The organism is Kribbella amoyensis, assembly GCF_007828865.1.
Taxonomy (GTDB): Bacteria; Actinomycetota; Actinomycetes; order Propionibacteriales; family Kribbellaceae; genus Kribbella; species Kribbella amoyensis.
Map to the genome: position 1 here is coordinate 4,363,291 of NZ_VIVK01000001.1, position 13,887 is coordinate 4,377,177.

Genomic DNA, 13,887 nt, shown 5'->3' on the forward strand with positions numbered 1-13,887 from the left:
ACCGAGGAGCACTAGTCCTTCATGGACGGTTACGGGGATCGGTTGATCGCTCGCGGGCCCACGCTCACGGGGTACGGGGACGACGACGAGACGACGGGCAGTCTGCATGTCGTCGAGGTTCCGGACGACGAGGCTGCTCGCGCGTTCGCGTACGAGGACCCGTACTACCGGGCCGGGGTGTTCGACTCGGTTCGCGTGTACCGGTTCGAGAAGCTGGCCGGCCGCACGATGTGGGATTTCGCGGAAGCCGTCGAGGGCTACAACCGCTACCTGGTCATCACCGAGAGCGAGTCGGTACCGGTCACGTCCAAGCACCTGATCGTGTACGGCGAACTCCTCACGCTCGAGGACGGCCAGCGCGTCGGCCGGGCCGCGATGCTCGAAGCACCTGACTCCGAGACCGCGGCCGCGATTCTCCAGGCCGACGGCGACCCCAGCTCCGAGGTCCACCTCTGGGCCTTCGGCGGCCGCCGCTGACCCTTCACCGGCCACCCAGCTTCACCCGGCGCCACCCACACAACCGATTCGCGATCCGACCGGGCTGAGCGATTTCTTCAGAGCAGAGTTGTCCAGTAGGTCCAGAAGCGTTCGGTGATGAGGGCGAGCACCAGGACGTACCAGGCGGTGAGAACGACTGCGTGGTATCTGGTGGCCGTGGTGACGACGCGGAGAAAGATCAGCCAGTGCACGAAGACCGCGCCGAAGGTGGTGCCCACTTGGAGGCCGAGCCAGTACCAGCGCCGGAACTGGGCACCGGCCAGCAGGGCCGCGCCCGTCGTGGTGACGATCGCGAAGCCGGCGATGCCCAGGATCGGGTTGGGGAAGCCGAATGCCTCGGCCTGGGTGTCGTCATCACCGAGCCGCAGGACAGGATCGGGTTGATGCTGCAGCTCGGGATGTACGCCGGGTCGCGGAGCAGCGCGATCTTCTCGATCGTCAGGACGACCGCGGCGGTGAGACCGACGGCCCCACCGACCAGCAGCAGCCAGGGCAGCAGCGTCGGGAAGGGGCTGTCGGTCCGCCGATCCGCCGCATCGACCCGGAACCGTCCATGATGCCGCCCAGCGTAGCTAACCAGTCGGAGCGGTCGTGGTGTCCGGGAGCCACGTCGTACTCAGGCTCGCGTCGCGTCAACGCCAGGCAGGAGGACGGTGGCAGTCATCGCTGGGCCGTGGGTGCACGGGATCGGTACCCCGTGGCCGTGGGTGGTGTGGTGATTGGCGTGGCAGAGGCGGAGTTCGCCGCCGGCCTGGGTGACGAGGGTGGCGACCAGGGCGAGGCCGAGACCGGAGCCTGGACGGGTGCGGGCTTCGTCGGCTCGGGCGAAACGCTGGGTGGCGTTCGCGAGCAGGGCGGGCGGCATGCCTGGTCCCGCGTCGGTGACGGTGAGACGGGCCCAGCCTTGCTCGGGTTCGTCGACGGTCACCTCGTACGGCGCGGTGCCGTGGGTGGCCGCGTTGTCGAGGAGGTTGGTGAGGATCCTGTCGATCTCGAAGTCGGCGAGGGGTACCTCCAGGTCGCCGGTCGGCAGCTTGACGGTGATCCGGCCGACGTCGCCCGGATCGGCGAGCCGTCGCTGGTTGACCACGCGGCCGGTCGCGTTGACGAGATCGCCGGACCGTTGGCCCTTGCCGTCGAGGCTGCTGAGTTGCAGGAGTTGCTCGGCGAGGGCCGCGAGGCGATCGAGGTCGACCTTGAGCTCGGTGAGCGTGCGTTCGTGCTCTTCCAGCGTGCGCGGCTTGCGGAGGGCGAGCTGGATCCGGCTCGTCAGCAGGGTGATCGGGGTCCGGAGTTCGTGGCTGGCCTCGTTGACGAACTGGCGTTCCCGCTCCAGCGCGCCTTCGAGGGTGGCGAGCATGTCGTTGAACGTGTGCCCGAGCCGGGTGATCTCGTCGTCGCGATCGGGTGGGACGTCGAGCCGCAGGTCGGCGGCGCCGCTCGCGATCTCGGCGGCGCGGCGGCGGTACCGCTCGACCGGGCGGAGTGCGGCCTTGGCCAGCCGGTCCCCGACGAACGCGGTGACGACCAGGAGGCCGAGCCCCGCGAGCGTGAGTTGGAGGAGGAGTTCGCGCAAGGCCTCGTCACGGTGATCGCGGCGTACCCCGACGAGCAGGTACTGCGATGCCGACAGCTTGGCGACGTGGAGACGGTACGGCTCGTGGGAGACGGGCAGGAAGGCGCCCACGTCGAAGGTGTGCGGGGTGGTCCCGACCTGGTCGAGTTGCTCCTGACCGACGAGGCTGTTCGTCCCGGCGGGGCCGCCGTGGTCGAGTACCGTCCCGTTCGCGTCGAGGATCTGCCAGGCCGCGCCGGTCGCTTCGGCCGCTGCCCGGTTGGACACCTGCCCGTCGGGTCGGACCAGGGGCTCCAGGGTTGTGCTCGCCTGCGTCAGTTCGGTGTCCAGGCTGCGGTCCAGGGCGTAGTCGACCCGCCAGTACACGAAGCCGCCGGCGGCGACGAGGACGACGAAGGTGGCCGCGGAGAACCCGGCGACCAGGCGGGCCCGGAGTGGCAGCCGCGACAGCCGGGCCCGCACGCTCATCGGATCCCGGTCTCGAGGCGGTACCCGGTGCCGCGCAGCGTGGTGATCGTGTCGGCGCCGAACGGTCTGTCGATCTTGGCCCGGATGGCGGCGAGGTGGACGTCGATCACGTTGCTGCGCAGATCGGTCTCACCGTCCCACACCTCGTCGAGGATGGTGAGCCGCGTGACGACCTGGCCCGCGTGCGACGCCAGCAGGTACAGGATGTCGAACTCGCGGGTGGACAAGTTGATGTCCACTCCACCCCGCGACACCCGGCGCGCCACCGGGTCCACGACCAGGTCGCCGACCTGCGCGGGGGACTCCCTGCCGAAGGCGTTGCGGCGGTAGAGCGCGCGGAGCCGGGCCAGCAACTCGTCGAGGTCGAAGGGCTTCGGCAGGTAGTCGTCGGCGCCCGCATCGAGGCCGTCGATCCGGTCCCGCACGTCACCGCGCGCGGTCAGCATCAGGATCGGTACGGCGATCCCGAGGCCCCGCCACTGCCGGGCGACGCTGACTCCGTCCATGCCGGGGAGCATCCAGTCGAGCAGCACCACGTCGTACGCCGTGTCGACGAGCAGCCGGTCGTACGCGGCGCGGCCGTCGTTGACCACCTCGACCTGCCACCCGGCTTCCTCGAGGGTCTCCCGGAGCAACGCGGCCAGCCGGACGTCGTCCTCCGCGACCAGGACCCGCATCGACCACTCCCTTCGCCACTACTCAACGTAGTACCCGTGCGAGCGACCCGTCCGGTCAGAGCGCCGTGACCAGGACGCGTACCCGGGTCCGCTCCAGCAACTCCACCACGTGTCTGGCGAGTGGACGGACGAGGGCGTAGGACACCAGGACGACTCCCGCTCCCACGAGCAGACCGACGGCCACGTCGAGGGGGAAGTGCGCTCCGACGTACACACGGGTCCACGCCATCAGTACCGCGAGCGCCGCGGTGATCAGGCCGAGTACGCGGTGCGCTATCCAGATCCCGGCCGCGACCGCGCCTGCCATCACGGCGTGGTCGCTCGGGAACGAGTAGTCGCTGCTCCGAGAGACCAAGACCAGCGAGTGCGGCAACACCGTGTACGGGCGCGGCTCGGCGAAGGCGGCGACCAGGTACTGGTTGATCCCGATCGCCAGCAGCATCCCGATCGGCGCCCAGAGAGCCGCGGCGACCCGGCGGAGGTCGCCGTCCCCGCGGGCGAGCCACCACGACAACAGCAGCAGGCCGGCGAACGCACCCACGCCGAGCTGGGCGTACACGCGGGCGGGGGTGTGCAGCCACGGAGTGATCCGCGCCAGGTGGTTCACGGCCCCGAACCAATCCTCCTGGCTCTGATCCCACACCACTGATCCACCGCTCACGCGCACCACCGGGTCGTCGTCGCGCAGGCCGGGTCACCCGCGTCTCGTCGACCGTAGGCAGGGCTCCATGAAGCCTCGATGAAGGCGGCCTTCATCCGCTCTTCACGGAGTGCACGCCACCCTTGCCACTATGAAACCTGCTCCCCGCAGTGCCTCCGACCGGGCCTCTGATCGTGCCTCTGATCGCGCCTCTGATCGCGCACAGCCATGACCCGGCTCACCGACTGGTTGCTGGGGCTGGACGGCCTGCCCGTGTACGCACTGGTGGGGCTACTCGTTTTCGCGGAGGACGCGTTGTTCGTCGGGTTCGTCCTGCCCGGTGAGACCGCTGCCGTGCTCGGTGGGGTGGCGGCGAGCCTCGGTCACGTGTCGCTGCCGGGGATCCTGCTCGTCGTGATCTTCGCCGCGATCCTCGGCGACACCGTCGGGTACGAACTTGGCCGGACCTTCGGGCCGAAGTTGCTGGGCAGCAGGTTCCTGGTCCGCCGGGCCGATCGTCTCGACGCCGCTCGGAAGCAACTCGCCGAGCGCGGCGGTACGGCCGTGTTCTTCGGGCGCTTCGTCGCGTTCTTCCGAGCCACCATGCCCGCTCTCGCTGGGCTGTCTCGCATGCACTACCCGAAGTTCCTGGCGTACAACGCGGCCGGCGGGGCGGTCTGGGGTACGGCCGTCGTCCTCATCGGCTACCTGGCCGGCAACTCGTACGCCCAGATCGAGAAAACCTTCGGCCGAGCGACCGCCCTGATCGCACTCGCCGTGGTCCTCGCCGCCGTCGTCACCTGGCGAATCCGCCGCCGCAGAACAGACCGAGCCAGGCAATGATGATGAGCTCATGGTGCGCACAACTCGGTGTGTCTGCTGACTGGGCTGGGATCGGGGTCGGCTCCTCGGCTACCGCGTGGTCGTTCGGGTCGACTCGAGGAAGGTTCGGATCGCGTTGTCGGCTGAGGCGCGGTCGCTGGCGTCGTTGCCGGTGATGGCGAGTTCGAACAGCAGGCCGCGGGCGAGCGCGAGAGTCATGTGCGCCAGTTGAGCCGCTTCCGCCTCGTCGTGGCCGGCCCGGACGAAGAGCGTGGTCAGGACGGTCTTCCACTCCTCGATCCATTGCTTCAGCAGGACGGCCCACGGTTTGCCGTGCATCGCGGCGGCTGCGACCTCGAAGAACAGCGGGCCGAACACCGAGGCTTCGTCGGCGATCCGATGCCAGAACGAGTACGCCACGGTGTACGGGTCGGCTGCGGACTCGAGCAGGCCGGCCAGCGTTCGCTTCTGTTCGCCCCAGGTCACGGCGACGACGGCCTCCAGGAGTCCGTCTCGGGAGCCGAAGTGGTAGATCAGCATGCGATGACTGCTGCCGACGCCGGCCGCGATGGTGCGCAGACTGGTGTCCCCGACACCGTTGACGGCGAACCAGGCGACCACGCGTTCCAGCAGCGCGTCCCGGCCGCCGGTCATCGGATCCGGGCCGGTTCGTTGATCGAGGCAACCACGCGGCGGACCTCGGCGAGGTCGGTCCCGCGAGAGGCGAGGTAGCCGTCCGGGCGGATCAGGACGTACCCCTGGCGCAGACCGTAGCGGGCCCGCGTCGTACCGGCCGGGTCCGTCTCGTCGTCGATCCGCACCACCACCGTCCCGGGTTCGTCGAGACGTTCACCCTGCGCGGTATCGAAGTGGAGCAGCGTGAGGTGGTCGACGCCGAGACGGTCGTGGACGGTTCCTTCGGCGAGGGCGGCGTCCGGTGCGCGGTCGCCGATCTCGGGACCCGGGCTGAACGGTCGCCGGCGCCCGGTGCGATAGCTGAGGTCGAGTTGCGAGTTCTGCAGACTCGCCTGCCGCGCGGCCCCCGGCACCCGAGCTCCGAACCGGAGCATCGCGTCCCGGAGCGACCGGGCGATCGGGTTCCGCAGGGCGTACAGCTGCCGTCGGCGCTCGACGTCGCGGATGGTGGCGGCCGCGACCGGGTGACGTTCTGCCTCGTACCCGTCGAGCAGGCGGTCCGACGCGCCCTGCTCGACACGGGCCAATCGCCAGGCCAGGTTGACCGCGTCCTGGATCCCGAGGTTCATGCCCTGCCCGCCGAACGGTGGGAACACGTGCGCCGCATCCCCGGCGAGGAAGGCCCGGCCACGACGGTACTCGGCGGCCAGGCACACCCGGGTACGGAAGATCGAGGTCCACGGCACGTCGGCGATCCGGGTCCGGCTGGGACCGCGTTCGTCGAGGAGTTGCTGCAGTACGGCGATGCTCGGCTCAGGGAGTTCCTCGGTCTGCGCCGCGTCGGTCATGTCGACGAAGATCCGCCAGAGCTCGACCGGACCGGGCAGCCGCATCAGCATCAGCGGGCCCGCGGGACCCAGCCACATCGCGCTGTCCCGGAACGGCGGTGCCGCGTCCAGGACGACGTCGGCGAGGTAGTACGTCTCCCCGGTCGCCCCGCCGTCGAGCGCGATCTCGAGCTCGGTGCGTACCCGGCTGCGGGAGCCGTCCGCGCCGACCAGCCAGCTCGCTTCCAGGGGCCGGCCGTCGGCGAGTTGCACGCCGACGCGATCGTCGTACTGGACGACGGTCCGCACCTCCGCGCCGTACTCGACCTCGACGCCGACCTCGCGCAGACGGCCCCGGAGAATCTCCTCGAGCCCGGACTGCGGGAGGACGTACGTGTACGGATAGGGGCTCTGCGGCGGTACCCAGCTCAGCCGGGAGAGCTCCGCGTCGCCGCGCATGATCGACGCGCCGGAGAGCCGGTACGCGACCCGCTCGACCTCGTCGGCCAGGCCGAGACCGGCCAGCAGCTCCATCGATCGAGCCTGCAGCCCGAGTGCCCGGGAGCTGCCGCTCGACTGCGGACGCCGCTCCAGTACTCGGCAGGGCACGCCGTTGGCGGCGAGGGTCAACGCCGTCACCATCCCTGTCGGACCCGCTCCGGCCACGAGAACGCTCACCGCGAACACCTCCGGGATCTGTGCATGTTCCAAATGGTACACACCCGGTGGTTGGCCCGCCGGGACGCGATGCTTGGTCCGTCGGCACCGGCCGACCCGAGTTCGTGGATGGGGAGCATGACTGAACAATCCGGCGCACGGCCGCCCGTGGTCAGCCGAGCGGAGTGGGAGCGCGCGCGGGCCGAACTGCTGGCGCACGAGAAGGCGCTGACCAAGCTGAAGGACGCCGTCAGTGCCCGGCGACGGCGGCTGCCGATGGTCCGCGTGGAGACCGGCTACCGGTTCGACAGCGAGCAGGGCGAAGTGGGGCTGCTGGACCTGTTCGAGGGCAGGCGCCAGCTGATCGTCCAGCACTTCATGTTCGGCACCGACTGGGAAGCGGGGTGCGACGGCTGCTCGATGATGGCCGACCACATCGGGCCCTTGTCGCACCTGCACACGCGCGACACGTCGTTCGTGCTGGCGTCGCGGGCCCCGCTGAGTTCGCTGCTGCCGTTCCGGAAGCGGATGGGCTGGTCGCTGCCGTGGGTGTCGTCCGGGCGGAGCACGTTCAACGAGGACTTCGGGGTCACGGTCGACGGCGAGGAGATCCAGGGCATCAGCGTCTTCCTCCGCGACGGCGAGGAGATCTTCCACACCTGGACGACGTACGCGCGGGGCGAGGAGCCGTTCATGGTGGTCTTCGACCTGCTCGACCTCACGCCGTACGGGCGTCAGGAGAACTGGGAGGACTCGCCGGAAGGCTGGCCACAGACCCCTCCGTACGAGTGGATGCGGCTGCACGACTCCTACTGAGGGCGTCCGTCGGGGCATGTCGAAGCTGCTGAGTCGGCTCCGACGTCGCTTCTGGCAGGGCAGCTGAACAGAGGTGGAGAGCATGGGTGACCTGCAGGACCGGATTCAGCAACACATCGACCTGCTGGTCGGTACGGGCGCGGAGTCCGGGCTGCAGGTCGCCGTCTATCGGGACGGCACGCTGATCGTCGACGCGGTGTCCGGCGCGGCCGACCCGACGCGGCCGCTCGGTTCCGGTACGCCGGTCCTCAGCTTCTCCACCGGCAAGAACGTCACGGCCACGCTCGCGCAGCTGCTGGTCTCCCGGGGGTACGTCCAGCTCGACAGCCCGATCACGGAGCTGTGGCCCGAGTTCGGTGCGTACGGCAAGGAAACGGCGACGCTTCGGCACGTGCTGACCCACACGGCCGGCCTTCCGTCGATGCCGCGCGAGATCACGCCGAGAGAGCTTCCGGACTGGTCCAGGGTCTGTGCTGCCCTGGCCGCTGCCCGGCCCCGTTGGCGACCTGGTGCCGAGCTGGGGTACCACTCGTACACGTTCGGGTATCTCGTCGGGGAGCTCGCTCGTCGCGCGACCGGGCGGACCATGGGGGAGTTGCTGCGGGAGTGGATCACCGTGCCGCTCGGAATCGACGGGGAGCTCTACTTCGGCGTACCGGACGAGTCGTTGCCGGAGTTGGCGCACTTGGAGCAGGACGCGTCGCAATGGCCGGCCGGCTCGGAGGACGGTGACGCGGTACTGGCGCCTTGGGAGAGCGGGCCGAGTGCCGAGTTCGGCAACGACGGCGAGATCCTGCGGGCCGACATCCCGTCGGTGTGTAGTGCCACGGCCCACGGATTGGCTGCGATGTTCAACGCGGTCCTGCAAGGCGAACTGGTGGACCCCGCGCCGCTTTCCGCGGTGGCGTTCGAAGGTGTGGATCAGGTGTTCGGCACGCCGGCACGGATGGGGCTGGGCTTCCCGCTCGGCCGGATCGGCGCCCCGGCCGAGGAGAAGTCCGTCGCGTTCGGGTGGCCGGGCGGCGGTGGGAGTTACGCGTACGCGGACCCGGCCGGCGGAATCGCCTTCGCATTGACGAAAACCCAGCTCGTCCCGAACTTCGACACCGCGCTGTCGGTCACCGCCATCGTGGCCGACGAGACCCGCCACGGACGTCAGTTCAGGGAAGCTCCGAAATAGGCCAGGATGTTCTGGATCCTGGTGAAGACGATGGCGTTCGAGCAGCTGCGGAGTCCGCTGGGATAGTTCAGGCAGGTGATGCTGTTCGCGGGGTTCACCGGACCGGTGACGATTCCGCTGTACCGCAGGCCTGGTGCCGTGATGTAGACGGGTCCGCCGCTGTCGCCTTCGCCGGCCGCGACGGTGTTGACGGGACCGGTGGCGATCGTCAGACCACAGCTGCGGAGACTGTCGCTGCAGACGTTGGTCTGCCCGATGACGAGGCCACACCGCTCACCCGAGTAGGCGCCGCCCGTGCACACCGTCTGGCCGGTCAGGCTCTCCCACGGCGCCGAACTCGCGGTGTAGAAGTTGTACCAGGAGCGGTACACCGTGTTGGCCGTGTTGCCGTTCACCAGCATGGCGTCGAGGTTGGGGTACCCGGACCGGTTCGCCACCGTGCCGACCAGCTCGGGCGTGACCGACGGGACGTCCTGGTGTCCTTGGTAGAACTGCTGACCCGTGGCCGTCGCGCAGTGGGCGGCCGTGACCATGTACTTCGTCGAGCCGACATGGACACCGGGACCGGACGAGCATCCGCCGCCGGTGGTCTTGTTGTAGATGAAGACGCCCGCACTCCAAGGCGCGAAGTCGTCGACGCGACTCCCCGCGTACCGTTGCGGGGCGAAGGAGTTCCCCTGGACGAGTTCCAGCGGGGTGTCCGGCGCGAGCCGGGTGATCCGGCCGCGGAGGGCGGCGTCGATCGGCCCGTCGACGGCCACCTGGAGCGAGTTCGCGGCCTCGTCGACGTCGACGCTCACGATGCGGGAGTTCTTGCCGTTCAGCTTCTCCCGGGCAGCGAAGACCTCACCCATCCGCTGCTCGAGGTACGCCAGCGAGTACCGCGCCTTGACGAGTTCGAGCGGAGCGTCGGCCCGCGTGTCCAAGGCGGGCGCCTTCGCCTGCTGAGTGACCAGGACGCGCAAGGTACCGGAACTCGGGTCGACGTAGGCGCCCGCATAGCTGCCGGACGGAATCGACGCTTTGACCTTCGCGAGAGTTTGGCCGGTTCGGAGGGTGAGCTCGTCGGTCCTGGCCCGACTCGCGGACGTGGCATCGCCGGCCGCTGTGGCCGGAGTACCGCTCGTGGCGATGACGCCGACCGAGCTGCAAAGAGCAAGAAGAAGCGCCGCGGCGCCGAACTTGCGCACGTAAGCCCCTGACTGTTGGACGGAGTGGGCATGCGCGAGCCGCATCCCCACGGAAGCCTCGGCCCAGCACCGTGGATAGTCAAGCGCTTGATAGCTGCAAGAAGCTGCAACTGACGGGGAACCTAGGGGTCGACGGTGAAGCTGAACATCATCCCGCTCTCGTGGTGTTCGGCGATGTGGCAATGGGCCATCCACAGGCCCGGGTTGGTCACGTCGAGGAGGATGTCGACGGTTTCGCCGGTGCGGACGAGGACGGTGTCCTTCCAGACCAGGTTGGGGTCGACGGTGTCGTCGCGGCTCAGGATCAGGAAGCGGCCCGCGCCGTGGATGTGGAAGGGGTGGTGCATCGGGTGGTCCGAGTCCATCTCGTTGACCAGCCGGATCTTCACCTGGTCGCCGACTGTGAAGCGCCAGTCGATCGCGTGGTTCTCCGCCGCGGTGCTGCGGTCGACGAGCTTCCAGCGCATGGTGGCTGGGGTGGTGATCCGATTGACGTCCACCATGTCGTCCTCCCACTCGATACCACCGGTCGCCTCATGGCCGTGACCACCCGCGTGGTGCTGGGATGAGGTGGATTCGTCGCGGTGATCCTCCTGGAGTTGGTGGACGAGTTCTGACGGCATGAGCTTCATCCCGCACTGCGGACAGCGGTCGGGCGCGTCGCTCACGACGTCGAGATGCATCGGGCAGGTGTAGGTGGTGGCGCCTCCGGGTTCGCCCAGGTCCATCTCCGCCACGAACGCGAGCGTCTTGTCCGGCGCCACCTCGCGGTACCGGCGCAGCCGATCCCGTTCGGCGGTCAGGTCGGCGTTGGTACGGAGCACCTCGAACTGCTCGCTCAGCGCCGGCTCGGCCGGGGTGTCGCGAACGGTGACCGACGCCAGGGGATAGGTACGCTCCGGATGCCGGTGCTCGAGGGTCACCGTGCCGGGCCGGTCGAACAGGACGTCGACGACGATCCGCTCCGACGGCGCGAGCATCACCTCGGTGACGAACTCCTCCTGCTCGACCCTGCCGCTGTCACCGCCGACCAGCTTCATCCGGGCCCGGTCGAAGCCGACGTTGAAGACGCGCGTGTTGGCCGTGTTGGTGAGGTAGAGGCGGACCACCTCGCCGAGGTCGGCCGACAGTTCGGCGGTCAGGTCGCCGCTGACGAGCATGGTGTTGCCGAATCGACCCATCGCCACGTACGTCGTCTCGGTGCGGCTGAACGACGCGATCCGACCGTCCTCGAGCAGCACGTCGTCGAGGGTGATCAGCTCCTCCCGGTTGACCGGGGGCCAGTAGCCGGGGTCCGACGGGACGACCACGATGTTGCCGTACAGGCCCATCTCCTGGCCGTAGTCCTCGCGGATGTGCGGGTGGTACCAGTACAGGCCGGGATCGTGGAACTGCAGCCGATAGCTGAAGCTCTGTCCCACCCGCATCGGCGTCTGGGTCTCGTGGGTCCCGTCGTACGCGTTCTCCAACCGCAGCCCGTGCCAGTGCACGGTGGCCTCGGTGTCGGCTTCGTTGGTCACGTTGACGACCACTTCCGACCCCTGCTGGACCCGCAGCGTCGGCCCGGGCACCGACCCGTTGTACGCAAGCATGCGCACAGCCACATCGCCCAGCTGCTTGACCATCGGCGCGATCCTCAGGGCGTACTCCTCCCCGTTCGCGAGAGTGACGCTCTCGGTGGGCCGGGATGCCGGGAGGTCACGGAGGTCGGTGGGGAAGTTCACGCTTTCGGTGTGGTCACTGTGGCTCGACATGGCTGGCCTCCTCCTGGTCTGCCGTCGCCTGGGTGTTTGTCTCTCGCGGTGGTTCGCGGCTGTCGGCCAGGATCTGGATCCGGGCGGCGAGGTACTCGGCGTCGTCCTTCACCCAGCCGAGCAACGCCGAGCCGCGGGTGTGCTGCCAGTACAGGCCGAGGAAGTAGAAACCCGGCAGACTGGTCACTCCACGGTGGTGGCGGACCCGCCCCGCGGCATCGAGGACGGAGGGGTCGATCCAGGAGCGGTCGGGCTGGTACCCGGTGGCCCAGACGACCGCGTCGACGCGGAGGTGGGTGCCGTCGGCGAAGTTCACGGTGTCGTTCGACGCGCTGACCGCTCGTGGATGCAGCTCGACCCCGAGACGTCGGAGCTGCTTCGGGCTCGAGCCGATGAGGGTCTCCCGCTTGCTCAGCCGGCGCCCGAGGCGGGAATCGACCGTCAGGGTGAGCAGCCGTGTCTTGGTGAGCCACCAGAACAGGTCGCGACGCCCGATCTTCTGGGGCAAGGGCGTCTGCCGCGAGCCGACCGAGAGGTGGACCGCGTGGGTACCGGCCAGCTCCGTCGCGATCTGGAAGCCGGTGTTGCCCCCACCGACCACCAGCACGGTCCCGGCCGGGAGGTTGCCCGGTTGCCGGTACCCCGTGCTGTGCAGCTGGACGACCTCGGGACCGAGCTGACCGGCCAGCGCCGGCGTCGACGGCAGCTGGAACGGACCGGTCGCCACCACGACCTGGTCGGCCCGCACTCTCCTGCCGACGCAGTTGAGCTCGAACCCGTCGTCGATCTGGGTGAGTGACCTGACCGCGGTGTTCAGAACCACCGGGAGCTTGAAGGTCTCCGCGTATGTGGTGAGGTACGAGACCACCTCGTCGCGGTTCGGGTAGCCGTCGGGCTCGCCCGGAAAGGCCAGGCCGGGGAGTGCGTCGTACCGGCGTGGTGTGAACAGGGCGAGCGAGTCCCACCGGTCCCGCCAGGCCGCGCCCACCGAATCGGCGGCCTCGAGGATCAGGAACCGGCGACCTTGCCGGGCCAGGAAGTACCCGATCGCCAGCCCGGCCTGGCCGGCGCCCACCACGACGACCTCCACGCGGTCGGCTTCTGCCGGTTCCAGCTGCTCTTCGGTCCTGCCATCGTTCACGTCCGAACACCTCCCCCGACCGCCGCCGACGTCTGGCGGTACCTGCGCGCCCCCGGGATGCGCGGTGTCGCGGCCTTGCTGGCAGTTTCGCGCTACGGGTCGGTGCTGTCGACCCGGCAGTTACCCTGACACCGACGAGGAACGGTGAGATTCGCATGAACCAACCCGCCATCGGATCCATCGGGTGGACCGAGCGCACCGGTGGTGTGCTGACGTTGCGCGAACGAATCTCGCTGGCCCGGCCACTCCTGCGCAGCCACCGCGACATCGTTGTCGGCAACCTCGCGATGGCCACGCGAACCCATGCGGGCCGCCGGGCTTCGGTCGCACCGGATGCGCTGGTCCCACCGGATTCCGTACTGGCAAGAGACGCCGAGGCTGCTGCCCAGGACGTCCTCACACCGGCTCTGCTCAACCACTCGCGCCGTGCGTACGCCTGGGGCGCGGCCATCGCCGCGCTCGACCACGTCGAGTTCGATCACGAGTTGCTGTACGTCGCCGCGATGTTCCACGACACCGGCCTACCGAGCCGGACCCGCGACGTCGACTTCACGGTACGCAGCGCGGCACTGGCCCGCGATTTCACCGACCGCCACGACGTACCGGAGAGAGAACGCGAGCTCGTGACGAACGCGATCGCCCTGCACCACACCCCGGGCGTCGGCGTCGATCGCGGTGCCGAAGCCTTCCTGCTGTCCTCCGGCGCGGCCGTCGACGTGTTCGGGCTGCGCAGCAATCACATCCCCGACGCGGTCCGCGAGACAGTCGTGCGGGACTACCCACGCCTAGGCTTCAAGCGGGAGTTCAGCAGGTTGTTCCGAGCCGAAGCCAAACAAGTCCCGCACGGCCGCGCCTGGTACCTCCACCGCTTCGCCCTCAGCGACGTGACGATCAGGCTGGCTCCGTTCCGCGGGTGACAGTTCCGCGCTGCCACAAGCTGCAAAAGGCTTCCGCTGTTGGGGGTGCGGGTCGCAAACTCCTTGCGAATCGACCACAACTCCAAGG

13 protein-coding genes and 1 pseudogene are annotated in these 13,887 nt (G+C 69.0%); 5 read left to right on the top strand and 9 right to left on the bottom strand.

From position 1 onward, the window contains the following. Positions 1-21: 21 nt before the first annotated feature. Positions 22-477, top strand: a complete 456-nt coding sequence (locus FB561_RS20635; protein ID WP_202880686.1) for a YciI family protein — start codon at positions 22-24, stop codon at positions 475-477. A 77-nt stretch (positions 478-554) separates the two neighbouring features. Here FB561_RS20635 and FB561_RS39240 read toward each other — a convergent pair. The 4 genes and pseudogenes from FB561_RS39240 to FB561_RS20655 form a co-directional block, all read right to left on the bottom strand. Then, positions 555-1,078: pseudogene (locus tag FB561_RS39240) on the bottom strand (vitamin K epoxide reductase family protein). Positions 1,079-1,114: 36 nt separating this feature from the next. Continuing rightward, entirely contained in the window at positions 1,115-2,542 is a 1,428-nt protein-coding gene (locus FB561_RS20645; protein WP_145809055.1) for a sensor histidine kinase, read from the bottom strand. Beyond that, on the bottom strand, positions 2,539-3,219 hold the full coding sequence (locus FB561_RS20650) for a response regulator transcription factor (RefSeq protein WP_145809059.1): 681 nt from the start codon (positions 3,217-3,219) through the stop codon (positions 2,539-2,541). The genes FB561_RS20645 and FB561_RS20650 overlap by 4 nt, the downstream gene beginning before the upstream one ends. Positions 3,220-3,274: 55 nt before the next feature. Beyond that, positions 3,275-3,826, bottom strand: a complete 552-nt coding sequence (locus tag FB561_RS20655) for a phosphatase PAP2 family protein (protein WP_238334938.1) — start codon at positions 3,824-3,826, stop codon at positions 3,275-3,277. Positions 3,827-4,087: 261 nt separating this feature from the next. On the opposite strand from FB561_RS20655, the gene FB561_RS20660 reads away from it, so the two are divergent. Next, positions 4,088-4,702 carry a DedA family protein gene (locus FB561_RS20660; protein WP_145809061.1) on the top strand — a complete coding sequence of 205 codons (615 nt, stop codon included), beginning with the start codon at positions 4,088-4,090 and terminating at the stop codon, positions 4,700-4,702. A 69-nt stretch (positions 4,703-4,771) separates the two neighbouring features. Here FB561_RS20660 and FB561_RS20665 read toward each other — a convergent pair whose 3' ends face one another. Both FB561_RS20665 and FB561_RS20670 read right to left on the bottom strand, forming a co-directional pair. Continuing rightward, positions 4,772-5,335, bottom strand: a complete 564-nt coding sequence (locus FB561_RS20665) for a TetR/AcrR family transcriptional regulator (protein WP_145809064.1) — start codon at positions 5,333-5,335, stop codon at positions 4,772-4,774. Next, positions 5,332-6,822 carry an FAD-dependent monooxygenase gene (locus FB561_RS20670; RefSeq protein WP_145809065.1) on the bottom strand — a complete coding sequence of 497 codons (1,491 nt, stop codon included), beginning with the start codon at positions 6,820-6,822 and terminating at the stop codon, positions 5,332-5,334. Before FB561_RS20670 ends, FB561_RS20665 begins: the two co-directional genes overlap by 4 nt. A 117-nt stretch (positions 6,823-6,939) precedes the next feature. On the opposite strand from FB561_RS20670, the gene FB561_RS20675 reads away from it, so the two are divergent. Together FB561_RS20675 and FB561_RS20680 are read left to right on the top strand one after the other, a co-directional pair. Further along, a complete protein-coding gene (locus FB561_RS20675) occupies positions 6,940-7,617 on the top strand; it encodes a DUF899 domain-containing protein (protein WP_145809067.1) in 678 nt (225 codons plus the stop codon). Between the two features lie 82 nt (positions 7,618-7,699). Continuing rightward, positions 7,700-8,797, top strand: coding sequence for a serine hydrolase domain-containing protein (locus FB561_RS20680; RefSeq protein ID WP_145809069.1), 1,098 nt, complete (start codon positions 7,700-7,702; stop codon positions 8,795-8,797). Here the strand turns inward: FB561_RS20680 and FB561_RS20685 are convergent. The 3 genes from FB561_RS20685 to FB561_RS20695 form a co-directional block, all read right to left on the bottom strand. Further along, positions 8,773-9,987, bottom strand: coding sequence for a chymotrypsin family serine protease (locus FB561_RS20685; protein WP_145809070.1), 1,215 nt, complete (start codon positions 9,985-9,987; stop codon positions 8,773-8,775). The genes FB561_RS20680 and FB561_RS20685 overlap by 25 nt on opposite strands. 122 nt (positions 9,988-10,109) lie before the next feature. After that, positions 10,110-11,741, bottom strand: a complete 1,632-nt coding sequence (locus FB561_RS20690) for a multicopper oxidase family protein (protein ID WP_145809072.1) — start codon at positions 11,739-11,741, stop codon at positions 10,110-10,112. Next, positions 11,725-12,882, bottom strand: a complete 1,158-nt coding sequence (locus tag FB561_RS20695; RefSeq protein ID WP_238334939.1) for a flavin-containing monooxygenase — start codon at positions 12,880-12,882, stop codon at positions 11,725-11,727. The genes FB561_RS20690 and FB561_RS20695 overlap by 17 nt, the downstream gene beginning before the upstream one ends. A 155-nt stretch (positions 12,883-13,037) precedes the next feature. Here FB561_RS20695 and FB561_RS20700 point away from each other — a divergent pair, with 155 nt between their 5' ends. After that, entirely contained in the window at positions 13,038-13,799 is a 762-nt protein-coding gene (locus FB561_RS20700; RefSeq protein ID WP_145809074.1) for an HD domain-containing protein, read from the top strand. Positions 13,800-13,887: the final 88 nt, after the last annotated feature.